The organism is Paraburkholderia sp. (assembly GCF_050742655.1).
GTDB lineage: Bacteria > Pseudomonadota > Gammaproteobacteria > Burkholderiales > Burkholderiaceae > Paraburkholderia.
Map to the genome: position 1 here is coordinate 1 of NZ_JBOIGG010000006.1, position 22,301 is coordinate 22,301.

Genomic DNA, 22,301 nt, shown 5'->3' on the forward strand with positions numbered 1-22,301 from the left:
CCTCGGGTGCAAACTCGAACTCGGTCGGTGGCACGGCCAGCGGTAACAACGCGAACACCGTGAACGGTACGGCCTCGGGCGCGAACTCGAACTCGATCGATGGTACGGCGAGCGGTAACAACGCGAGGACCACGAACGGTACGGCGTCGGGTGCGAACTCGAACTCGATCGATGGCACCGCGAGCGGCAACAACGCGAAGACGACGGACGGTACGGCCTCGGGTGCAAACTCGAACTCGGTCGGTGGCACGGCCAGCGGTAACAACGCGAACACCGTGAACGGTACGGCCTCGGGCGCGAACTCGAACTCGATCGATGGTACGGCGAGCGGTAACAACGCGAAGACCACGAACGGTACGGCGTCGGGCGCAAACTCGAATTCGATCGATGGTACGGCGAGCGGTAACAACGCGAAGACCACGAACGGCACGGCGTCGGGTGCAAACTCGAACTCGGTCGGTGGCACGGCCAGCGGTAACAACGCGAACACCGTGAACGGCACGGCGTCGGGCGCAAACACGAACTCGGTCGGTGGCACCGCGAGCGGTGACAACGCGAGGACCACGAACGGTACGGCGTCGGGTGCGAACTCGAACTCGATCGATGGCACCGCGAGCGGCAACAACGCGAAGACGACGGACGGTACGGCCTCGGGTGCAAACTCGAACTCGGTCGGTGGCACGGCCAGCGGTAACAACGCGAACACCGTGAACGGTACGGCCTCGGGCGCGAACTCGCATTCGATCGACGGCACCGCCAGCGGCAACCAGTCGTCCACCGTCAACGGTTCTGCCACAGGCAGCCACGCGAAATCTGTCGATGGCGGCGCGGAAGGCAACAATGCGTCGACCAACAATGGTTTTGCTGGCGGCGCCAATGCAAAGTCGGTGGACGGTGCTGCATCAGGCAAAGGTGCGACAACGGTCGACGGCGGTGCAAGCGGTGCGAATTCGAGGTCGATCTTCGGTTATGCCGGCGGTACAAATTCGCTTACACAAAACGGTGCGGCGATCGGCTTCAACGCCCAGTCCGTCGATGGCGGTGCAGCGGGCAACGGTGCGGTGACTCGCAACGGCGGCGCGAGCGGAGCAGGCGCGAGATCGACGGATGGTTTCGCGGGCGGTCACCTGTCGTCGACGCAGACCGGAGGAGCGGTCGGGGATCACGCAAGTTCGACCACCGGTTTTGCAGGCGGCGACCACGCGGCTACGCGTGACGGCGTTGCGGTCGGCGACCATGCGAGCGCGCTGCCCAGGAACTCGACCGCTGTGGGTAAGAACTCGAGGGCAGAGGCGGAAGATTCGGTCGCACTGGGGGCAAATTCTGTGGCGACTGAGTCGCACACCGTTTCGCTCGGCACGCCGGGTCACGAGCAGAGAATCACCAATCTTGCCCCTGGTATCGCGGGTACGGATGCGGTGAACGTCAATCAGCTCAACTCCGTTCGGCGCGATGCTGAGAGCGCGGCGGCAGCGGCTATTGCCGTCGCCGGGCTTCCGCAGGCGTACGTACCGGGACGAAGCATGCTGGCCGCGGCCGGTGGTACGTATCAAGGAGAGACGGCGGTGGCGCTTGGCCTGTCGACTATCTCCGAGAACGGACATTGGATCTACAAGGGCGCTTTCACCACGAACAATCGCGGCAAGTACGGCGCGACGCTGGGTGTCGGCTACCAATGGTGATGCATTAGTTCCTCCGGCTACCTCAGCCGCGGTCACGTAGCGCTCTCGCGGGCTACGTGACTCGACCTTTTAACCTCTTGCCGTCAAGTCCCGGGCGCTGTATCTATTCTTCGATCGCGCACCGGGAAGGGCGGCCAAATTACCGGAACCTGGCGGGGCGAGCGCCATATCAATGGGCACCGGGCGAGAGCATTCCAATGAATGATCGGCATACTGAACCCATGCAAATGGGCGCTGGCCTGCAAACCTATCTTGAAGAGCGGGCTCAGAACACCTACCCTGGCAGTCGCCTGGCGGACCTTGGTCGTCATGTTGCACAGATGCCGCGCAAGGAGCAGATCCTTGTGTGGATTCTGCGTGATCTGATGCGCGGGCGCGACATCGACTCGCTGGACGCACTATCGAAGGATATCGTAGCCGAGGGCTTGCCCGACGACCCGGATCTGCTTTTCGTACTGGCGCGAGCCTACGAACAGCTTGAGCGCTTCGAGGATGGGTTGGTCTGCCTCGACAAGGCCATTGCCGCGCGTCCCGACGATGCGACATATCACAACAACGCCGGCGTGTTTTACGACAGATTGTTCCGGCCGTCCGAAGCGAAAACAGCCTTTGCACACGCGATGAAGCTCGATCCGGAGTGCACCGTCTATGCGATCAACTACGGCAACATCTGCGCGAATGCATTCGATGACATGAAGGAGGCTCAGCGCGCCTATCACCTCGCGTTTGCCATCAACCCCGAACAACCGGAACCGCTGATGCGATCGTCTCTCGCGCTGCTTCGTTCAGGAGAGCGGGACAAGGCAATCGACAAGCTCAAGCTTCTCCTCCGTGTTCATCCGGAAAACGTGGAGGCGATCTTCGCCAAGCCTGTGTTCACGCTTTCCGATTCGTACGAATCGACGGATGCGATGCTGCGTCAACGGGAATCGCTGGTACGCGAACTCGATACCGTTCATGAAGAAGTATCGAAGGTGATTGCCAATCCGCAATACCCGGAGCAGGGAAGGCCGGACGACGGTTGGCGCACGCTGTTCCTGCTCGCGTATCAAGGCCAGAACGACAAGGCCATCATGCAGCGTTACAGCCACGAAATGTCTCGTGTGTTACAGATCTTCTTCAGCAAGGAGATCGGTCGGAGCCCTGTCGACGTTGCTCGTCCGACGGCCGGACGCAAGATCCGTATCGGATTCTGCACGGCATTCTTCTACCATCATTCTGTCTGGAAGATTCCGTTGCATGGAATCTATACGCATATCGACAGAAGCCGCTTCGAGGTCCACTCGTTTCACATGGGCGGCACCGTCGACAGTCGGACGGAGGAGATCAAGGAATTGTCGGATTCCTACGTGCGATGCACGACGCTCTCGTCGATGGTCGAGCGCCTCAACAACGCCGAGCTGGATGTTCTCATTTTCCCCGAGCTTGGCATGGACAATGAAACGTTCCTGCTCTCCCAGATGCGCTTCTGTGCGGTTCAGTGCCAGATGCTCGGGCATCCCACCACGTCGGGGTCGCGAAACGTCGATTTTGTCCTGTCGTCGGATCTGATGGAGCCGCAGGACGGGCAGGAGCACTACACGGAAAAGCTCGTGAGACTGCCGGGCCTCGGTGTGACGTATACCTACTCATATGAAAAGGTCACGGCCAGCAAAAGTGAGTTCGGTCTCGCAGAAGACGACGTCGTGTTTTTCTCGCCTCAATCCGTGTTCAAGTACCTTCCGGAGAACGATGACCTGTTCGCCAGAATCGCGCTGAAGGTCGACAAGGCGAAATTTGTTTTCATTTCATCGAATGACAAAGGTAGTACGCCGCACAGGATCTTCAGGAAGCGACTCGTAGACTCGTTTGCGCAGCACGGACTCGACGCCGACGATCATCTGGTCTTTCTCGGCCCGCAGAACAAGGACGGATTCATGAAGGCCAGCAACATGGCCGATCTGTTCATCGACAACCCATCCTGGTCCGGCCACAACACGACTCTCGATGCCCTGCACAGTCATACCCGGGTCGTGACGTTGCGCGGCGACATGATGCGCAAGAATCACAGCGCGGCCATTCTGGATCATCTGGGGTTGACCGGATACATCGCGGAATCGAAAGACGCATTCATCGAGAAATGCATTCAGGTTGTGGGTGACCGTGAAGACAAGGCCCGCTTCGAAAGCGTGATCGAAGAAAGATTGGCGCGATTTAGCGATGTCTCTCCGGTGCGGGCGATGGAAGAATGCCTAGTCGATCTCACGGCGTCATAAAACACGAGCATTGTCACGCCAGACAGGTATGGCGTGGCGACATCTCACCCGGGGCTGGCTCCGATGCAACTCCCAACGCTAGCCCGACACCCTTTCGATCAACGCCATCGCCGCAGCCGGATTGCTCGCCTTGTAGCCGCTGATCACATACAGGCAGACGTCGCGCGCGGTTTCCTTCGCGGGCGTCTTGCCGAACGTTTCGAGGCCATCCGGCGTCCCGCCCGCGGCCCACGTGCGTGCGCGCCCGGCCCAGCGGTCGAGTGCGGCTTCGTCATAGCCCAGCGGCTGCATTTCCTCGATGGTGCCCATGATCCGCGCATAGACGAACGGCGCGGTGACATCGGCGATCTGCGGATATTTCGAGTCGCCGGCCGTCACGATCGCGATGCCGTACTTGCGCGCGAGCACAACGAACGCGTCGCATTGAAAGCTCTCGTGCCGCACTTCCACTGCGTGACGCAGCGTCAGTCCGTCGGCGTGTTTCGGTAGCAGGTCCAGAAAAGCTTCGAAGTCTTCCTCATCGAACTGCTTGGTCGGTGCGAACTGCCAGTTCACCGCGCCGAGCCGGTCGCGCAGTTCGAGCACGCCGCTCGAAAAGAAACGCTCGACCGATTCGCCCGCTTCGGCGAGCACCCGCCGATGCGTCGCGAAGCGCGGCGCTTTCAGCGAGAACACGAAGCCGTCCGGCGTTTCGTCGCGCCATTTCGCGAACGTCTCCGGTTTCTGCGAGCCGTAGAACGTGCCGTTGATCTCGATCGACGTGAGCTTGCGGCTCGCGTATTCGAGTTCGCGTTTCTGCACGAGCCCTTCCGGGTAGAACGTGCCGCCGCGCCACGGCTCGAACGTCCAGCCGCCGATGCCCGTCAGGATCCGGGCCTTTTTCGTTGCCATGAATGCCGCCTCCTTGTCCTCGATGCCGGACAAGTGTAGCGAATGCGGCGCGTGCCAGGGCGGTCGCGTCGCGTAGCCGCTATTCCGCCTGACCCCGTTCGCGCAGCAGATCGGCAAGGCTACGCGGTGCCGGCACCAGCGGCGAACGATGTCGTGTCCAGCCCATCTGCCGCGATGGCGTAAGCCCGCGCAGCCGCGTCGCGGCCCAGCGGAACAGCCGGTACACGCGCGGATGCGCAAACGCGCCGCTCCAGAAACGCCAGACGATGTGTTCGCGCCGACTGAAGTTCGCGCCCTGGCCGCGCAGCGGATGAGCGACCGTTTCGTCGGGCGAGCGGTTCGCTTCGGTGCGCAGCCGGATCAGCAGTTGCGGAATCGGAATGCGCACCGGACACACCTCACCGCACGCGCCGCACAGGCTCGATGCGGTTGGCAGATCGGCGGTCGCGTCGAGGCCGAGCAGATGCGGTGAAATAATCTTGCCGATCGGGCCGGGGTAGGTCGTGCCGTACGCGTGGCCGCCGATCCGCGTGTAGACCGGGCAGTGATTCATGCAGGCGCCGCAGCGGATGCATTGCAGCGTCGCGCGCAACTGTTCGTCCGCGTAGGCCTGCGTGCGGCCGTTGTCGAGCAGCACGACGTGCATCTCGCGCGGACCGTCGAGTTCGCCTGGGCGGCGCGGTCCCGAGATCAGGTTGAAGTACGTGGTGATCGCCTGGCCGGTCGCCGAGCGCGTGAGCAGGCTCGACAACGGCACGATGTGTTCGAGCTTCGCGACCACTTTCTCCATGCCCATGATCGCGATGTGCACGTCGGGCACGGTGGTCGACAGGCGACCGTTGCCTTCGTTCTCGACGAGCCATAGCGTGCCGGTGTCGGCGGCTGCGAAGTTCACACCGGACAGCCCGATGTCCGCATCGACGAACGCATGGCGCAGCGCGCGCCGGCCGGTCTGGATCAGCTCGTCGACATCCTCCGTGTACGGCGTGTCGGGGATGTGCTGTTCGAACAGCGTCGCGATGTCGCCGCGCGTTTTGTGGATCGCGGGCATCACGATGTGCGACGGCTTTTCGCCGGCCAGCTGCACGATGTACTCGCCCATGTCCGACTCGACGCAGTCGATGCCGCGTTCGCCGAGGTAATGATTGAGCTCGATCTCCTCGCTCGCCATCGACTTGCCCTTGATCACGCGTCGCGCGCCACGTTCCTGCGCGATCCGGTGGATGATCGCGTTCGCGTCGTCGGCGGTTTCAGCCCAGTGGATGTGCGCGCCGGCTGCGGTCAGCGACGCCTCGAGCTGCACGAGCAGATCGGGCAACCGCGCGAGCGCGTGCTGGCGAATGGCTTCGCCGAGATCGCGAAGCGCGTCGAGTTCGGCATCGTCGGGAAACTGGACGGCACGCTTCTGTTGAAGGAAGTCCATCGCGCCGCGAAAGCTGTTGCGCAGTTTGGGATCGTCGAGCGCGGCGCGGGCACGTTCCCTGAAGTCCGCCTGTGGGACGAAGTGCAGCGGTTGGGCGCTCATCGGGCGGCTCCTTCATTCGTCGTTTTGTCTGCATCCGGGTCGGCATCCGCGGCGCCGGTCACGATCACGACCCACACTTTGCGCGGACCGTGCGCGCCGTACGCGAGCGTCTGCTGGATATCGGAGGTCTTCGACGGTCCGGAGACCAGCACGAGATTGGTCGGCATGCCGTCGCGCCAGCGTTCCGCGCGCGCGGCTGCATGCAGGTCCGCGTGCAGCGTGTGCGCGTGCACGAGCGCGACGTGCAACGGCGGCGCGAGCGACACGGTGCGCGGCGTGCCCGCATCGGGCGCGAGGATCAGCGTGCCCGTCGACGCGATGCCCGAGCGCGCGACCGTGAAGCCGGCGTCGATCGTGTCGAAGAGTTCAGCTTTCCAGCGTTCGATCGGCTGCGCGTACGTGCGCGCATCGACGTCGGGCGGCAGCGCGGCGGCGAGCGCGGCGCCTTCGGGCGTCGCGGTATCGAGCAGCAGACGACGCACGCCGTCCGCCGCGAGACGCGCGGCCAGTTGCGCGGGCCACGACGCAATGTCGGCGCACCATACATCCGCATGCGCGGCAGTCAGCGCGGTTTGCAGCGCTTCGATTCGCTGTTGCATCGATTGTGGTTGCATGGCGTAGTGGCCGGCGTAATGCGCGTCGATGCGGCGGTCGAGTTCGTCGATCGATACGTCGGCGGCCGAGGGCGCGGCGGAACGTAGGCGTCCGAGTATCCGTTCGCGTGCGTTCATGCGGCTTCTCCTGATTCACTAACAGCACCGCCCGTGCGCCGCCACAGAAACGTCGCGAGATGCTCGACAGGCAACGGCGCGTGCCCATGCGCGGCCGCGTGTCCGATGTTCAGCAGACAGCCGCAGTCCGCGGACACGAGCCGGTTGCAGCCCGTCGCGCACGCGGATGCGATCTTGTCCTGCACCATCGCGCCGGAAATGTCCGGATGCTTCAGCGAGAACGTGCCGCCGAAGCCGCAGCACTCGGACTCGCGCACGTGCTCGACGCGCGTGACACCCGGCAGCGCATCGACGATCTCGACGCCGTGCACGCGCGTACCCATCTCGCGTCGCGCGGCGCACGACGTGTGCAGCACGACGGTCTCTGGAGCCAGCGCGGTATCGGTGGGAGTATCGAAGCGCAGGTTCAGCACGCGCAGCAGGAATTCGCCGAGTTCGTACACGCGCGCGGCGAGTGCCTCGGCTTTTGGCAGCGCGTCGGCGTCGTTTTCGAAGAGCATTGGCCAGTGGTGACGCATCATCCCGGCGCACGAACCGGACGGCACGACGATTGGCCACGGCTCGCGAAACAGATCGAACTGAGCGCGGGCGACCGCGCGTGCCTGCTCGGGGTTGCCGCTGCTGTATGCGGGCTGTCCGCAGCAGCTTTGCGCGCGCGGAAAATGCACGGTCAGCCCTTCGCGTTCGAGCAGCTTCACTGCATCGAGGCCGGCCTGCGGCACGAACATGTCGACGAGACAGGTCGCGAACAGATAGACGTGACGCGGCCGCGTCGCCGGATAGGACCGTTCGTGCATGACGTGTCTCCGTGGCTGGCCGGTACGCTTCGAGGCGCGTCCGGCGTTGGACCTCGAGGCGAGGTCGATGGCGCATAATTCCCGCTTCCCGCGCGCGGTTCAAATTGGTTGGACCAGTGGCGATCGGACCTTTGTTGAGACCAGCGGAAAATTCAGTGATGGAGACGAAGCGATGAAAGACGACGGCACGTCCGTGCGCGGCCGGGTCGAAGCGGTGATGCGCCAGCTCGAGACCGCGCTGCTCGACGGCACGTGGCGTGCGGGCACCCGTCTGCCCGCGGAGCGCGTGCTTGCCGCGGAATACGGCGTCGCGCGCAACACGGTGCGCGAGGCGATCCAGCGGCTCGCGGCGCGCGGGCTGTTGCAGAGTCGGCGTGGTGCGGGTGTGTTCGTCACCGACCAGTTGCGCACCGGCATCGCGTCGCCGTGGGGGCAACTGGTCGCGGATCATCCGGCGCTGCGCGACGACATCCTCGAATTTCGCCGCGTGCTCGAAGGAGCGACCGCCTACTTCGCGGCGCAGCGCGCCGATGCGGCGGATCTGCGGCGGATCGGCGCGGAGATGCGCGAACTGGAGCGTGCGCGTCGTCGCGACGACAAGGCTGCCGAAGCCACCGCCGATGCGCGGCTGCACGAGGCGATCGCGCAGGCGTCGCACAACACGATGTTCCTGCATCTGCATACGAGCGTGATCGGCATGCTGCGCGAACACATCGGGACCACCGGCACGGGACTGCGCGAGCGCGACGACGACGCGTCCGCGCTGCTGCTGATGCAGCACCGCACGCTGTGCGACGCGATTCGCACGCGGCGTCCGGAAGAAGCGCGCACCGCGATGCAGACGCACATCGACTACGTGCGCAGCCGGGCCGGCGACGACGACTGAAGTGAGTGCGTCGACCTAAGCCTTCAGCGTAGCCGCCGCCGCATTCTCACTCGACTGCAACTGCAGCACCGCATCGCGCTTGTCCAGCAGATGCTGGCGCAGGATCGTCGCGAGCCGCTTGCCGTCGCGCGCTTCGAGCGCCTTCAGCATCTCGTCGTGATCGTGGATCGCGCGGTCCCACTTTGGCACCTGGAAGTTCGAACGAAAGCGCAGCGCCTGCAGCCGCCGGTTCACCGCGATGTAGGTTTGCCGCAGCGCGCCGTTGCGCGCCGCTTCGTTGATCTTTTCGTGGATCGCCTGGTTGCGGCTGTAGTAGCCGGGCAGATCGTTCTGCGCGCGGCACGCGAGCATCGCGTAGTGCAGCGCCTTGATCTCCGCGAGTTCGGCGGCGGTGATCCGTTCGCACGCGAGTTCGCCGGAAAACGCTTCGAGGCCGCTCATCAGCTCGAAGGTTTCGCGCAGCTCCGCTTCCGACATCTTCGATACCGACGCACCGCGGTTCGGCTCGATCTCGATCAGCCCTTCGGCGGCCAGCACTTTCAACGCTTCGCGCAGCGGCGTGCGCGAAATGCCGAGCGTTTCGCACAGCTCGCGCTCGTTCAGCTTCTTGCCCGACTCCAGCACGCCCTCGACGATGAAGCGCCGGATATGTTCGACGACCGTGTCGTGCAGCCGCTGGCGTTCCACCTTGGGCAGCAGCGGAGCGGACGGGAAATCCGTGTCGAGGTCTGAATTTTGCATACAAAAATTCCCAAAACTGGTTTACGGCCATTTTATCGAAAGATGAAGGCCCCGCAAGGGTGGGCGTATACCCTGGCCATTCTGACCTTGGGTTAGCGGCGGTTCATTTGTTATAGTTTTTTGCATGCAAAATTCAATTCATGGAGATCGCATGCTGAAACTGGACTTCCATCCTGCCGGCCGTCACTTCCTGCAGATTCCGGGGCCGAGCCCGGTGCCCGACCGCATTCTGCGGGCGATGAGCTACCCGACCATCGATCATCGCGGACCGGAGTTCGGCGAGCTGGGGTTGAAGGTGCTCGACGGCATCAAACAGATTTTCAAGACGAAGCAGCCGGTCGTGATCTACCCGGCGTCCGGCACCGGCGCGTGGGAGGCGGCGCTGGCGAACACGCTGAGCCCCGGCGACACCGTGCTGATGTTCGAGACCGGCCACTTCGCGACGCTGTGGAAGAAGATGGCGGAGAGCCTCGGACTCAAGCCCGAATTCCTCGGACTGCCGGGCATCGAAGGCTGGCGACGCGGCGTGCAGCCGCAGATGATCGAAGCGCGTTTGCGCGAAGACACCGGCCACGCGATCAAGGCCGTCTGCGTCGTGCACAACGAAACGTCGACGGGCGTCACGTCGGACATCGCGGCTGTCCGTCGCGCGATCGATGCGGCGGGCCACCCGGCGCTGCTGCTGGTCGACACGATCTCGGGCCTCGCGTGTGCCGACTACCGGCACGACGAATGGGGCGTCGACGTCACGGTATCGGGCTCGCAGAAGGGGTTGATGCTGCCGCCCGGCATCAGCTTCAACGCGATCTCGCCGAAGGCACTCGAGGCGAGCCGGCACGCGAAGCTGCCGCGCAGCTTCTGGGACTGGACCGAGATCGTCGAGATGAACAAGAGCGGCTACTGGCCGTACACGCCGAACACGAATCTGCTGTATGGGCTTTCCGAAGCGCTCGACATGATCCTCGATGAAGGGCTCGACAACGTGTTCGCGCGTCATGCGCGGCTCGCCGAAGCGTGCCGTCGCGCGGTGCGCGCGTGGGGGCTCGAGATCCAGTGCGCGGACCCGGACGTGTACAGCCCCGTGCTGACCGGCGTGATGATGCCCGACGGCATCGATGCGGACGCCGTACGCAAGCTGATCTACGAACGCTTCGACATGTCGCTTGGTACGGGGCTCGGCAAGATGAAAGGCCGCATGTTCCGTATCGGCCATCTCGGCGACTGCAACGACCTCACGCTGCTCGCGACGCTCGCCGGTTGCGAGATGGGGCTGCAACTGGCTGGCGTGCCGCTCGCCACGAGCGGTCTGCCCGCAGCGATGGCCTGGTTGAGGGAGCAGTCGCACGCGACGCGCCTGAAGGCGGCCGCATGACGACGCGCAAGCCGGCTACTGGCGCTGGCTTCCCCCAGGGGTTCGTTCATTGAAAAGCGACTGAAAAAAACAGGGCGAGCGCGTGTTTCGTCACGCGCCCGCCTCTCTCGAACCGCGCCGGTAGAGCGCGGCGATCCGCGACATGCGATGCGTTTAACCGCGTCCCTGAAAGCGCGGCGATTCTTGATATGCAGGGGTTCGACCGCCCTCGAGTGCGCGGCGGACAGCGGCGAAGCACGCCATTCCGGCGCGCCGCCGACCAGCAACGGAGACTGACGATGAAGCGGTTTCGTGTGAACAGTGCGACCAGTATCGTTCTAGTGATGCTCTGCATCATGTACTTCATCACCTACCTCGACCGCGTGAACGTCAGCACCGCGGCGGCCGGGTTCGGCAAGGAATTCAGTCTCTCCCATACCGAAGTCGGGCTCGTGTTTTCCGCATTCGCGTATCCGTATCTCGTTTTCCAGATCATCGGCGGATGGGTGAGCGATCGCTTCGGCGCGAAGCGCACGCTGATTGCGTGCGGTGCGATCTGGGCACTGGCGACGTTGCTGACCGGCTTCGCCGGCGGTCTCGTGTCGCTGCTCGCGGCGCGTCTGCTGCTCGGTTTCGGCGAAGGCGCGACGTTTCCGGCGGCGACCGCCGCAATGTCGCGCTGGGTCGCGAAAGAGCGGCGCGGCTTTGCGCAGGGCATCACGCATGCAGCCGCGCGGATCGGCAACGCGATCGCGCCGGGCGCGATCGTGCTCGTCATGGCGACGTGGGGCTGGCGCGAATCGTTCTATATCTGCGGTGCGGTGAGCCTGCTGTGGGTGATCGTGTGGGCGGTCACGTTCACCGAATATCCGAAGGACCATCCGCGCATCACCACCGAGGAACTCGACGTGCTGCCCGCGCCGAAGCCGAAAGCCGCCGACGTGCCGTGGCGCCGTCTGTTCCGCCGGATGGCGCCGGTGACCGTCGTCTACTTCTGCTACGGCTGGACGCTGTGGCTCTTTCTCAGCTGGATTCCGCAGTACTTCCTGCACAGCTATCACCTCGATCTGAAGAAGTCGGCGGTGTTCGCGTCCGCGGTGTTCTTCGCGGGCGTGCTCGGCGATACGCTCGGCGGCATCGTCACCGATCGCATCTTCGAACGCACCCGCAACCTGCGGCGCGCGCGCAGCTGGATGGTGGCCATCTGCATGCTGCTCACGCTCGCATCGCTCGTGCCGCTGATGTTCGCGCACAACCTGTACGTATCGATGGTGTGTCTGTCGGCTGGCTTTTTCTTCGCCGAGATGACGATCGGCCCGATGTGGGCGATCCCGATGGACATCGCACCCGAGTATTCGGGCACCGCGAGCGGCATGATGAACACCGGCTCGGCGCTCGCCGCGATTATCTCGCCGGTGTTCTCGGGCTTCCTGATCGACAGGTTCGGCAGCTGGGAATTGCCGTTCGCGGGCAGCATGCTGCTGATGGCGGTCGGCGTCGTGCTCGCGTTCCGCATGCAGCCCGACAGCCGCTTTGAAACGGGCGAGGCACCGGGCGCCCATCCGGCCGGAGCATGAACGCGATGGCACATCCATTGACCCTGGCGCTCGCCGATGCGCGCCGCACGCACACCCGCATTGCCGTGCTCGCACCAAACGAAATTCCCGCGGATGCGCAGACCGCCTACGCGATCCAGCACGAACTGCTGCAACTCACCGATGCGCGGATCGGCGGCTGGAAGATCGGCGCGAAGTCGGAGAGTGGACCGGTGCAGGGCGCACCGTTGCTTGCTGGCGGCCTATATGCGAGCGGTGCGCGCGTCGCTCGCGATACGTCGCTGCCGTGCGGCATCGAACTGGAAATCGCGTTCCGCTTCGGGCGTACGTTCGAGCCGCGCGCGGAAGCGTACGACGAAGCCGACGTGCTGGCCGGTATCGGCGAGATGACGGCTGCGGTCGAGATCGTCGCGAGCCGTTTCGCGGGCTGGCCCGACGTCGACCGCTTCGCGCAGCTCGCGGATCTGCAGAATCACGGTGCGCTGATTGTCGGCGAGGCCGCGCCGTATCGCGCGGATTTTCCGTTCGCTGCGCCGTCGGCGCATCTGCGCTTCGATGGCCGCGACGTTTTTGACGGCACGCCCGCGAACCCGGCAGGAGATCCGCGCCGGTTGCTCACGTGGCTCGTCAATCACTGCACGCAGCAACGTGGCCTTGCGGTGACGCCCGACTGGATCGTCACGACCGGTTCGTACACCGGCATGTTCTTCGCGCCGGCTGGCGGCGTGGTGACCGCGCAGATCGATGGCCTCGCGCCGCTGCAACTGACGCTTGCGTAAGCGCGCGCCGCGCTACTTCTTTCGAAGGCCACGCCATGACGCATTCCACTTCTTCGCTGCTCGTCAAGCCGATCCATCTCGTTCCGGCGGGCTCGCGTGCGCCGACGCCGCTCGCGAGCCGTCTGCGCAGCGCACTGCGCGGCGACGTGCTGTTCGATGCGGCGAGTCGCGGCCGTTATGCAACCGACGCGTCGATCTATCAGATCACGCCGATCGGCGTCGTTGTGCCGCGCGACCAGAACGACCTGCGCATCGCGCTCGACGTCGCGCGCAGCGAGAAGGCGGCGGTGCTCGCGCGCGGCGCGGGCACGAGCCAGTGCGGGCAGACGGTCGGCGAAGCGCTCGTGATCGACACGAGCAAATGGCTGAACAACATCGTCGCGTTCGATGCGGAGGCGCTCACCGTCACCGTCGAACCCGGCGTCGTGCTCGATCATCTGAACGCGTGGCTGAAGCCGCACGGTCTGTGGTTTCCGGTCGATGTATCGACGGCCGCGCAATGCACGATCGGCGGGATGGCGGGCAACAACTCGTGCGGCTCGCGCTCGATCGAATACGGCAACATGGTGCACAACGTCGATGCGATCGACGCAGTGCTCGCCGACGGCACCGAAGCCCGTTTCGGGTCGCTGCACACGAGACCCGACTATGCGCGGATGCGGCAGATTGTCGATGGGGTAAAGCGCATTGCGCTGCGCGAACGCGATGAGATCGTCGAGCGCATACCGAAAGTGCTGCGCCGCGTGGGTGGCTACAACATCGACCTGTTCGACTGCCAGAATCCGCGGGCCTATACCGATGACGGCAGCGCGAATCTCGCGCATCTGCTGGTCGGTTCGGAAGGGACGCTCGCGTTCAGCCGGCAACTGACGTTGAAGCTCGTGCCGCTGCCCGCGCACAAGGCACTCGGTGTCGTGAATTTTCCGACCTTCCGGCAGGCGATGGAACTCACACAGCACATCGTCACGCTGCATCCGGTCGCGGTCGAGCTGGTCGACCGCACGATGATCGATCTCGCGATGAGCAACCCGGCGTTTCGTCCGGTGATCGAGCAGGCGCTGGTCGGCGAGCCTGAGGCGATCCTGCTCGTCGAATTTGCCGGCGACACGCTCGACCCACAACTGGCGGCGCTCGGGCGGCTCGCGGAACTGATGGGCGATCTGGGCTTGCCGGGCTCGGTCGTGCGGATGCCCGACGCGAATGCGCAGAAGGCGCTGTGGGAAGTGCGCAAGGCCGGCCTGAATATCATGATGAGCATGAAGGGCGACGGCAAGCCGGTGTCGTTCATCGAAGACTGCGCCGTGCCGCTCGACCATCTCGCCGACTACACGAGCCGCCTGACCGAGGTGTTCCACCGCCACGGCACCGAAGGCACGTGGTATGCGCACGCGAGCGTCGGCACGCTGCACGTGCGGCCGATTCTCGACATGCGTCGCGACGGCGCGAAGAAAATGCGAGCGATCGCCGACGAGGCGGCTGCGCTCGTGCGCGAGTACAAGGGCGCGTATTCGGGCGAGCACGGCGACGGGCTGTGCCGCGGCGAGTGGATCGCGTGGCAGTACGGGCCTCGACTGAACCGCGCGTTCGGCGAGATCAAGCAACTGCTCGATCCGGAGAATCGCTTCAATCCGGACAAGATCGTGCGGCCGCCCGCGATGGACGATGCGCGTAATTTTCGCTTCGCGCCCGGCTATCGCGAACGACCGTTGACGCCTGCGCTCGACTGGTCCGCGTGGAATGTCGAGCGCGATCCGTTGACGGGTGCGCAGACCGCGCCCGGCACCGGTGGCGACCTGACCGGCGGTCTCGCGAAGGCCGTCGAGATGTGCAACAACAACGGTCATTGCCGCAAGTTCGACGCGGGCACGATGTGCCCGAGCTATCGCGTGACGAAGGACGAGCAGCACGTCACACGCGGTCGTGCGAACACGCTGCGGCTCGCGCTGTCGGGGCAACTCGGCGACGCGGGACAAGGGGGGCTCGCGAGCGTCGAGGTGAAGAACGCGCTCGATCTGTGCGTATCGTGCAAGGGCTGCAAGCGCGATTGTCCGACCGGCGTCGACATGGCGAAGCTCAAGATCGAAGCGCGCGCGGCGTGGGCATCGCGGCATGGTGTCGGGTTGCGCGAGAAGCTGGTCGCTTATCTGCCGCGCTATGCGCCGTTCGCGAGCAGGATGCCTGGGCTCGTTGCGTTCGCGAACAACGTGCCGCTCGTGTCCGCATGGGCGAGGCGCGCGCTCGGCTTCGCGCCGCAGCGCACGCTGCCGCGCTTCACGTCGTCGTTTCTCGCGACGGCTGTACCGCAAGTTGCTACACCGCGTGCCGACGACACGGTCGCACAGAAGGAAGTGCTGCTATTCGTCGATACGTTCAACGATCACTTCGAGCCCGCCAACGCGCGCGCTGCGCAGCGTGTGCTCGAAGCGGCGGGCTACACGGTGCATTTCAATACGACACCGGGCGACCGGCCGTTATGCTGTGGCCGCACGTTTCTCGCGGCAGGTCTTGTTAAAGAAGCGAAGCATGAGGCGCGTCGTTTGCTCGATACGCTCGAGCCGTTTATCGCGCGCGGCGTGCCCGTGGTCGGACTCGAACCGTCGTGCCTGCTGTCACTACGCGACGAGTTCCTGCACTACGGCTTCGGTGAACGCGCGGCCCGGTTGTCGAAGCACGCGTTCCTGTTCGAGGAATTTCTCGTGCGCGAACATGACGCGGGACGTCTGCGTCTCGATCTGCAGCCGCTCGTGGACACTACGCAGGCGCTCGTGCATGGCCATTGCCATCAGAAGGCGTTTGCCGCGTTCACGCCGGTGCAGACGGTGCTCGGGTGGATTCCGCAACTGAAGGTATCGACGATCGAATCGTCGTGCTGCGGGATGGCCGGCAGCTTCGGCTACGAGGCGGAGCATTACGCAGCGTCGCAGGCGATGGCGGAGCTGTCGCTGCTGCCGGCGGTACGCAACGCCGATGCCGGCACACTGACAGTCGCGGACGGCACGAGCTGTCGTCATCAGATCCAGGACGGCGCGGGCGTCGCCGCGCTGCACGTCGCTCAGGTGCTGGAGCGGGCGCTCCGATAGCGGTTCGCCGCACGCACTGATCAGAAAAATCAATTGCCGTGCGCTTGACCAAGTGAGTATGCACAGATATCGTTCGTTCCAGTGTCGGCGGTGTGCCGATCGCCTTCGTGAGTGAGTATGCACTCTGAGAGCCGATTCGCACCGTCTTTCCGACTTCGACGAAGTCCATCGAACGGGCTGGGCGTGCATCGCGACGATACGTACCGGCCTGTGATTCTGGAGAAACAACATGCAGATCAAAGGTAGAACCGCGCTCGTCACGGGTGCCAATCGCGGGCTCGGCCTGCATTTCGCGAAAGCACTGCTCGAAGCGGGCGCGGCCAAGGTGTATGCGGCCGCTCGCAATCCGGCGAGCGTCGATATTCCCGGCGTCGTGCCGATCCAGCTCGACGTTACCGATCCGGCCAGTATTGCAGCCGCTGCGGCGCGTGCGTCGGATGTCGATCTGCTGATCAATAACGCCGGTGCGGCGGACCGCGGTCTGCTGCTCGATCCGCAAGCGGTCGACCGCCTGCGCGGCCTGATCGAGACAAACGGCATCAGCCTCCTGACCGTCACGCAGGCATTCGCGCCGGTGCTCAAGCGCAACGGCGGCGGCGCGGTGGTCAACGTGCTGTCGGTGCTGAGCTGGTTCACGGCGCCGGGTCTCGCGACGTACAGCGGTTCGAAGGCGCTGGGCTGGCAGCTGACCAACGGCCTGCGCCAGGAACTGCACGGCCAGCAGACACGCGTGATCGCCGTGCATCCGGCCTATATCGACACCGACATGACGAAGGGCGTCACCGGACCGAAGAGCCGTCCCGAAGATGTCGTGCGGATCGTACTGGAAGGCGTCGAACAGAACCTCGAGGAAATTCTCGTCGACGAGATAGGTCGTCAGGTGAAGCAGTCGCTGTCGTCGGCGACGCCTGCGTATCTGGCGACTTCGGTCTGAATGCAGGGAGCGTCTCGCCGGCTTCTTTAGCCGGCGTTCAACACACTCGCCGCGACGTCCGGGTCCTTCACCGCGGATCGATTCGGTGACGACGCTTGTCGCGCGTCACCGTGTCAGCGCGCCGCGGGGAAGGTCGCAAGAGATGCGGCCAGAAACTCCGACGTCCGCGCGAGCCCCGCTTCGAGCACCTCACGGCTGTTCGTGTAGCCGATGCGCACGTAGCCTTCCATGTCGAGCGCGCTGCCCGGCGTGAACATCACGCCGGTCTTTTCGAGCAGCGCGACGCAGAAGTCGCGCGACGACACCGGCAGATCGACGCGTACCAGCGCGGTCGTGCCGGACTTCGGCTTGACGTACGACAGCAGCGGTTCTTTCGCGATCCATGCGTCGAGCAACGCGAGGTTCGTGCGCAGGATGCCGTGATTGCGCCCGAGCAGCGCGGCGCGGTTTTCGAGCGCGATCGATGCGAACAGATCGTTGAGCATGCCGACGCTGATCGTGTTGTAGTCGCGATGAATCTGCACGCGATGGATCAGCTCGACCGGCGCGACGATCCAGCCAACCCGCAGCCCCGCGAGCGACCACGTCTTCGACATGCTGCCGGTGCCGATGCCTTTTTCGTAGAGGTCGGCGATCGACGCGGTGAAACCGTCGCCGTGCTGATCGGTGCCGCGATAGACCTCGTCGCACAGGATCCAGGCGCCGCAGCTGCGCGCGATCTCGACGAGCGCTTCGAGAAACGGCTGCTCCATCAGCGAGCCGGTGGGATTGTTCGGATTGTTGATCGAGATCATCCGCGTGTGCGGCTTGATCATCCGGCGCAGCGCGTCGAGGTCGGGCAGGAAGCCGTCGTCGGGGCGCAGATGCAGGATCTCCACCTGCGCGCCGTAGCTCTCCGGAATCGAATAGTGCTGCTGGTAGGTGGGCAGTACGGAGATCACGTGATCGCCAGGCTCGACGAGCGTTTCGTAGACCAGCGCGTTCGCGCCGATCGCGCCGTGCGTGATCAGCACGTTCGGCACGGCCTGTCTGTCGTACAGCGACGCGACGTTCGAGCGCAGGCGTTCGGTGCCGTCGATCGCGCCGTAGGTCAGCTTCATCGGCAGGATGTCGGCGAGGATCGCGTCCTTCTTGCCGGCGAGATCGAGCAGTTCTTCCACCGTCAGCGACTCGACGCAGGTCTCGGCGAGATTCAGCTCGCAGTGGTTTTCGTACTGGTCCATCCAGCGCTCGACGCCGAATTCCCTGATCTTCATGAGCTCTGTCTCTCTGGTTGGGTACGCGCTTACCTGGGGCGTGCCAGGATGGGTATAGACTAAAAGTCTCGAATGGACGAGTTGTGGTAAATCGTGACGAAGTGGTGGACGGCAGTCTGGCCAGAGGAATCAGGGCCGCTCGACGCGGCTCGTCGTTCGAAGTCCGTTGTCGAGCGACTCACTCGGGGTGTCAAGTTCCGAACTCCGGGCACGCTCCTGCTCGTCGTCGCGGATTCAGTACAAACACGCTTTTGGTAAGATCGATGCCGATCAAGACAATGTCCACAGAACTCCCTTTACACACCGCGCACATGTCTTTGCCAACCCCAACACTGCATACCGCTCGCCTGCTATTGCGCGCTTTCACGAAAGCCGATACGGACGCCGTCTTTGCGCTGCAGAGCAACCCGCGCGTGTTGCGCTACTGGGACGCATCACCCTGGAAGACGCGGGCGCAAGCAGAGCGCTTTATCGAGAGTTGCAGGCAGATTGAACAGGAAGGCAGCGGCGCGCGGCTAGCCATCGAGCGTGCCGCCGACGGTGTGTTCATCGGTTGGTGCAGTTTGGGCCGGTGGGATTCGAACTATCGTAGCGCGAAAATGGGCTACTGCCTGGATGAAGTGGCATGGCACCAAGGCTTCGCTACTGAAGCCGCAGGCGCTGTGTTGCAGTGGGCCTTCGACACGCTGGACCTGAATCGTGTTCAGGCCGAGACGGACACGCGCAACACGGGATCGAGCCGCGTGCTGGAGAAACTCGGGTTTGTCCGCGAAGGTACGCTTCGAGAAGATTGCATCGTGGATGGCGAGATATCGGATTCCTGGGTATACGGGCTTCTCAGGCGGGAATGGAAGCCGTTGCAGTCAGGATCGGCAGTAGACTGAACCGGGTGCACCTCAGCGACCGCTCCGGGTTGCGGATTCAACCGGACGACATTACCGTGTAGATCGTCGACAATCTGTGCTTGGTAGACTCTCGAAAATAATCCCCTTCGCGCCTGACACAATGACTACCTCTTCCGATATCGCCTCTCTTGTGGTTCAGGAGTTTTGGCGTCTTATGGCCACAAACAATTTTCAAGCGGTCGCGGCGGTCCTGGCACAAGACTTTGTCCTTGAGTGGCCTCAATCGAACGAGCGCATTCGGGGTGCCGCCAATTTCACGCAGCTCAATACGGAATATCCAGCGCAAGGTCCCTGGGTTTTCACGATCAATCGTATCGTCGGGAATGGAGAGGCGGCTGTGTCGGATGTGTCCGTCACCGATGGCGTTCAGCGTGCAAGAGCGATTTCGTTTTTTACGGTCGAAGACGGCAAAATCTCTAGCATGGTCGAATTCTGGCCAGAGCCGTATGAGGCTCCGTTTGATCGCACAAAATTTGTCGAGCGAATTGAGTGAGCGAGGGACGGCTATTGGAGCAGGCAAGCGGCTGAATCGGGAATCCATATGCACATTTTGAGCGACGCGCATGCCTTCAATGAGAAATTGGATCGATTGCTCGAGCGTGAAGGGAGGGTTGACCGCGATACGTGGGCCTCATTCATCGACGCATACGGATACGATGCAGCGACGACCATCAGTTGGCTGCAAGCGAAGCTCAATATTCTCAAACGACGGCTGGAAGATGGGGGATCAATCTATCTGTGGGATGCAGCGAATAGCAGACAGATCGATTGCGTTACGGTCCAGCAGTTCAATGATTGGGTGAGCGTGCATTTTCCCTCGATCAGCCTGTAGACAAGCGAACTGAATCAGAGAAGATGGGCCCCAGGCATCGTGACTGGAGTGTTTCAGTCCAGTGCGTTGCACCTCAAGCCGCCTCAATCTCCCGCACAGCCTGACGAAATCCCGCCGGCGCCGCCCCAAACGCCTCCCGAAACCGATGACTGAAATGGCTAGCGTTCGCATAGCCGCATTGCACGGCGACTTGAGCGAGCGGCAGCCCGGTAGTGCGTAACAACATACGCGCACGGTCGAGCCGTTGCCGTGCGATCCACGCATGCGGCGGCGCGCCGAACGACACGCGAAACATCCGCGCGAGATGGTATTCCGACAGGCACGCGACGTCAGCGAGATCGCCGAGCGTGATCGACTGTGTCAGATGACTGTCGATGTAGTCGTGCAACCGGCGGCGCGTCGCCGACGACAAACCGCCTTTCAGCGGAGCCCCTGCACGACTCACGCCCTGGGCCTGCAACAGCAGACTCAATACTTCATGCGCGGTCTCGTTCGTCCGCAGACGTCCATCCGGATCGTCCCAACGCTCGAACATCAGCGACTGGCACAGGTTCGCAATCCGCTGATCCTCGAAATACGTGCGGTCCGCGAGCGTCAGTTCGCGCGGTTCGCGATCCAGTTCCTGCACCGCGCGCCGCGTGAAGTGCTCGGGCAGGAAATACAGATGCATGAAGTGCATCTCGCCTCGCACCCACCAGCGCGATTCGTGATCGCCGGGCAGCGCGCATAGCCGGCTCGGCGCGCCGAAACGGCCCGGCAGCTTCTGACGCTCGGTGCGGTAGCCACCGTTCAGATAGCACGACAGCGTGTGGTGACCCGGCTGCTCGTAGACCGTTTCCGCCTCGTCGGTGATGCGGGTCCATTCGGCGATCGCGAGATGGTCGCCGAGCCACGCGAAGCGTTCGAGCGTCGCGTTAGCATCGCTCAGCGTATGGCAAACCGATTGCAGGCCGAACGGGGTGTCGGCGGCATCGGGTTGCGGAACGGGCGCGGGATCGGCTGGGCGGCGGGACATGATGTTTCGCAGTATACGGTGTGATAACCGGAGCCGGACGCCCCCGCGAAAATCTGCGCAATCCTGGACAAGGCGCTGGCCTGCACGGCGCGCATAGTCGGTCCCCTTAGCCGTTTCCGGTTTTCGTCTTACCGCACGCATCCCATCATGAACCTGTCGCTCTACGCGCTCACCGTCCTCATCTGGGGCACCACCTGGATTGCCATCAAGTGGCAGCTCGGCGTCGTTGCGCCGCCCGTGTCGATCGCGTGGCGCTTCTGGATCGCCGCGGCTGTGCTGTTCGCGCTGCTGCGTATCATGCGCCGCCCGATGCGGCCGCCGCGCGCCGCGTGGCGCTTTCTCGTCGCGCAGGGGCTCGCACTGTTCTGCGTGAATTTTCTGTGCTTCTACTACGCTGAGCAGGTCGTGCCGAGCGGTCTCGTGGCTGTGGTGTTCTCCACCGCGCCGCTGCTGAACTCGATCAACGGCCGGCTGTTCATGGGGCGTCCGCTGCAACCGGCCGCGATTTTCGGTGCGCTGCTGGGGCTCGTCGGTATCGTGTGCCTGTTCGTGCAGCAGATGGCCGGCCACGTCGGCGATCACGCGACGTGGCTTGGTCTCGGCATCGCGTTCCTCGGCACGCTGTGCTTTTCGGCGGGCAATCTGCTGTCGAGCCGGATGCAGTCGATGGGTCTGCATCCGCTCGTCACCAACAGCTGGGCAATGCTGATCGGCGCGACGGTGCTGACGGTCGGCAGCGCGCTCGCCGGCCTGTCGTTCACCATCGAGCCGACCGTGCGCTACGTCGGCGCGCTCGCGTACCTCGCGGTGCCGGGTTCGGTGATTGGCTTCACCGCGTATCTGATGCTCGTCGGCCGGATCGGCCCGGAGCGCGCCGCGTATTGCACGGTGCTGTTCCCGATCGTCGCGCTGGCGGTATCGACGGTGTTCGAAGGCTACCAATGGTCCGCGCTCGCAGTGATCGGACTCGTGCTCGTCGTGGCCGGCAACCTGGTCGCGTTCGATCTGACGCGGCGATTGTTCGTGCGACCGGCGGTGTCGCGCTAGTGTCGCGTTGAGCGTCCCTAGACCATAGGTGAGAGTTT

Annotated in this window: 20 protein-coding genes; 12 read left to right on the plus strand and 8 right to left on the minus strand. The window is 63.8% G+C overall.

Annotated features, from left to right (window positions below; genetic code table 11):
- Nucleotides 1–796 (minus strand): hypothetical protein (locus ACREXZ_RS10370; protein ID WP_431763976.1); only part of this gene is annotated, 796 nt, incomplete at its 3' end.
- 91 nt (nucleotides 797–887) lie between these two features.
- Here ACREXZ_RS10370 and ACREXZ_RS10375 point away from each other — a divergent pair.
- Both ACREXZ_RS10375 and ACREXZ_RS10380 read left to right on the plus strand, forming a co-directional pair.
- Nucleotides 888–1,682 (plus strand): YadA family autotransporter adhesin, encoded by a 795-nt coding sequence (locus ACREXZ_RS10375; protein WP_431763977.1) that lies wholly within the window; start codon nucleotides 888–890, stop codon nucleotides 1,680–1,682.
- A gap of 197 nt (nucleotides 1,683–1,879) precedes the next feature.
- The gene (locus ACREXZ_RS10380; RefSeq protein WP_431763978.1) at nucleotides 1,880–3,937 is read left to right on the plus strand and encodes a hypothetical protein; all 2,058 of its coding nucleotides are present in this window, start codon (nucleotides 1,880–1,882) and stop codon (nucleotides 3,935–3,937) included.
- A gap of 78 nt (nucleotides 3,938–4,015) precedes the next feature.
- Here the strand turns inward: ACREXZ_RS10380 and ACREXZ_RS10385 are convergent, their stop codons facing one another.
- From ACREXZ_RS10385 to ACREXZ_RS10400, 4 genes are all read right to left on the minus strand, one after another.
- Complete coding sequence (locus tag ACREXZ_RS10385; protein ID WP_431763979.1) at nucleotides 4,016–4,828, minus strand: DUF72 domain-containing protein; 813 nt, start codon at nucleotides 4,826–4,828, stop codon at nucleotides 4,016–4,018.
- 79 nt (nucleotides 4,829–4,907) lie between these two features.
- The gene (locus ACREXZ_RS10390) at nucleotides 4,908–6,353 is read right to left on the minus strand and encodes a LutB/LldF family L-lactate oxidation iron-sulfur protein (RefSeq protein WP_431763980.1); all 1,446 of its coding nucleotides are present in this window, start codon (nucleotides 6,351–6,353) and stop codon (nucleotides 4,908–4,910) included.
- On the minus strand, nucleotides 6,350–7,084 hold the full coding sequence (locus ACREXZ_RS10395; RefSeq protein ID WP_431763981.1) for a LutC/YkgG family protein: 735 nt from the start codon (nucleotides 7,082–7,084) through the stop codon (nucleotides 6,350–6,352). Before ACREXZ_RS10395 ends, ACREXZ_RS10390 begins: the two co-directional genes overlap by 4 nt.
- Nucleotides 7,081–7,881, minus strand: a complete 801-nt coding sequence (locus tag ACREXZ_RS10400) for a (Fe-S)-binding protein (RefSeq protein WP_431763982.1) — start codon at nucleotides 7,879–7,881, stop codon at nucleotides 7,081–7,083. The genes ACREXZ_RS10395 and ACREXZ_RS10400 overlap by 4 nt, the downstream gene beginning before the upstream one ends.
- A gap of 172 nt (nucleotides 7,882–8,053) precedes the next feature.
- On the opposite strand from ACREXZ_RS10400, the gene ACREXZ_RS10405 reads away from it, so the two are divergent.
- Nucleotides 8,054–8,767, plus strand: a complete 714-nt coding sequence (locus ACREXZ_RS10405; protein ID WP_431763983.1) for a FadR/GntR family transcriptional regulator — start codon at nucleotides 8,054–8,056, stop codon at nucleotides 8,765–8,767.
- 15 nt (nucleotides 8,768–8,782) lie between these two features.
- On the opposite strand, the gene ACREXZ_RS10410 is transcribed toward ACREXZ_RS10405, so the two are convergent.
- The gene (locus ACREXZ_RS10410) at nucleotides 8,783–9,508 is read right to left on the minus strand and encodes a GntR family transcriptional regulator (protein ID WP_431763984.1); all 726 of its coding nucleotides are present in this window, start codon (nucleotides 9,506–9,508) and stop codon (nucleotides 8,783–8,785) included.
- 151 nt (nucleotides 9,509–9,659) lie between these two features.
- On the opposite strand from ACREXZ_RS10410, the gene ACREXZ_RS10415 reads away from it, so the two are divergent.
- The 5 genes from ACREXZ_RS10415 (at nucleotide 9,660) to ACREXZ_RS10435 (ending at nucleotide 17,208) form a co-directional block, all read left to right on the plus strand.
- The gene (locus ACREXZ_RS10415; protein WP_431763985.1) at nucleotides 9,660–10,880 is read left to right on the plus strand and encodes a pyridoxal-phosphate-dependent aminotransferase family protein; all 1,221 of its coding nucleotides are present in this window, start codon (nucleotides 9,660–9,662) and stop codon (nucleotides 10,878–10,880) included.
- A gap of 278 nt (nucleotides 10,881–11,158) precedes the next feature.
- Nucleotides 11,159–12,436, plus strand: coding sequence for an MFS transporter (locus ACREXZ_RS10420; RefSeq protein WP_431763986.1), 1,278 nt, complete (start codon nucleotides 11,159–11,161; stop codon nucleotides 12,434–12,436).
- 5 nt (nucleotides 12,437–12,441) lie between these two features.
- A complete protein-coding gene (locus ACREXZ_RS10425) occupies nucleotides 12,442–13,194 on the plus strand; it encodes a 2-keto-4-pentenoate hydratase (protein WP_431763987.1) in 753 nt (250 codons plus the stop codon).
- Between the two features lie 35 nt (nucleotides 13,195–13,229).
- A complete protein-coding gene (locus ACREXZ_RS10430; RefSeq protein ID WP_431763988.1) occupies nucleotides 13,230–16,274 on the plus strand; it encodes an FAD-binding and (Fe-S)-binding domain-containing protein in 3,045 nt (1,014 codons plus the stop codon).
- A gap of 229 nt (nucleotides 16,275–16,503) precedes the next feature.
- Nucleotides 16,504–17,208, plus strand: a complete 705-nt coding sequence (locus ACREXZ_RS10435; protein ID WP_431763989.1) for an SDR family oxidoreductase — start codon at nucleotides 16,504–16,506, stop codon at nucleotides 17,206–17,208.
- Nucleotides 17,209–17,321: 113 nt separating this feature from the next.
- On the opposite strand, the gene ACREXZ_RS10440 is transcribed toward ACREXZ_RS10435, so the two are convergent.
- Nucleotides 17,322–18,464 (minus strand): aminotransferase, encoded by a 1,143-nt coding sequence (locus tag ACREXZ_RS10440; protein WP_431763990.1) that lies wholly within the window; start codon nucleotides 18,462–18,464, stop codon nucleotides 17,322–17,324.
- A 263-nt stretch (nucleotides 18,465–18,727) separates the two neighbouring features.
- Between ACREXZ_RS10440 and ACREXZ_RS10445 the strand changes: the two genes are divergently transcribed.
- The 3 genes from ACREXZ_RS10445 to ACREXZ_RS10455 all read left to right on the plus strand — a co-directional run bounded on the left by ACREXZ_RS10445 (nucleotide 18,728) and on the right by ACREXZ_RS10455 (nucleotide 20,201).
- Nucleotides 18,728–19,348 carry a GNAT family N-acetyltransferase gene (locus ACREXZ_RS10445; protein WP_431763991.1) on the plus strand — a complete coding sequence of 207 codons (621 nt, stop codon included), beginning with the start codon at nucleotides 18,728–18,730 and terminating at the stop codon, nucleotides 19,346–19,348.
- Nucleotides 19,349–19,469: 121 nt separating this feature from the next.
- Nucleotides 19,470–19,862 carry a nuclear transport factor 2 family protein gene (locus ACREXZ_RS10450; RefSeq protein WP_431763992.1) on the plus strand — a complete coding sequence of 131 codons (393 nt, stop codon included), beginning with the start codon at nucleotides 19,470–19,472 and terminating at the stop codon, nucleotides 19,860–19,862.
- A gap of 48 nt (nucleotides 19,863–19,910) precedes the next feature.
- Nucleotides 19,911–20,201, plus strand: a complete 291-nt coding sequence (locus ACREXZ_RS10455) for a hypothetical protein (protein WP_431763993.1) — start codon at nucleotides 19,911–19,913, stop codon at nucleotides 20,199–20,201.
- 73 nt (nucleotides 20,202–20,274) lie between these two features.
- Here ACREXZ_RS10455 and ACREXZ_RS10460 read toward each other — a convergent pair whose 3' ends face one another.
- Entirely contained in the window at nucleotides 20,275–21,216 is a 942-nt protein-coding gene (locus ACREXZ_RS10460) for a helix-turn-helix domain-containing protein (RefSeq protein ID WP_431763994.1), read from the minus strand.
- 147 nt (nucleotides 21,217–21,363) lie between these two features.
- On the opposite strand from ACREXZ_RS10460, the gene ACREXZ_RS10465 reads away from it, so the two are divergent.
- Nucleotides 21,364–22,263 carry a DMT family transporter gene (locus ACREXZ_RS10465; protein WP_431763995.1) on the plus strand — a complete coding sequence of 300 codons (900 nt, stop codon included), beginning with the start codon at nucleotides 21,364–21,366 and terminating at the stop codon, nucleotides 22,261–22,263.
- The last annotated feature ends 38 nt before the right edge of the window (nucleotides 22,264–22,301 follow it).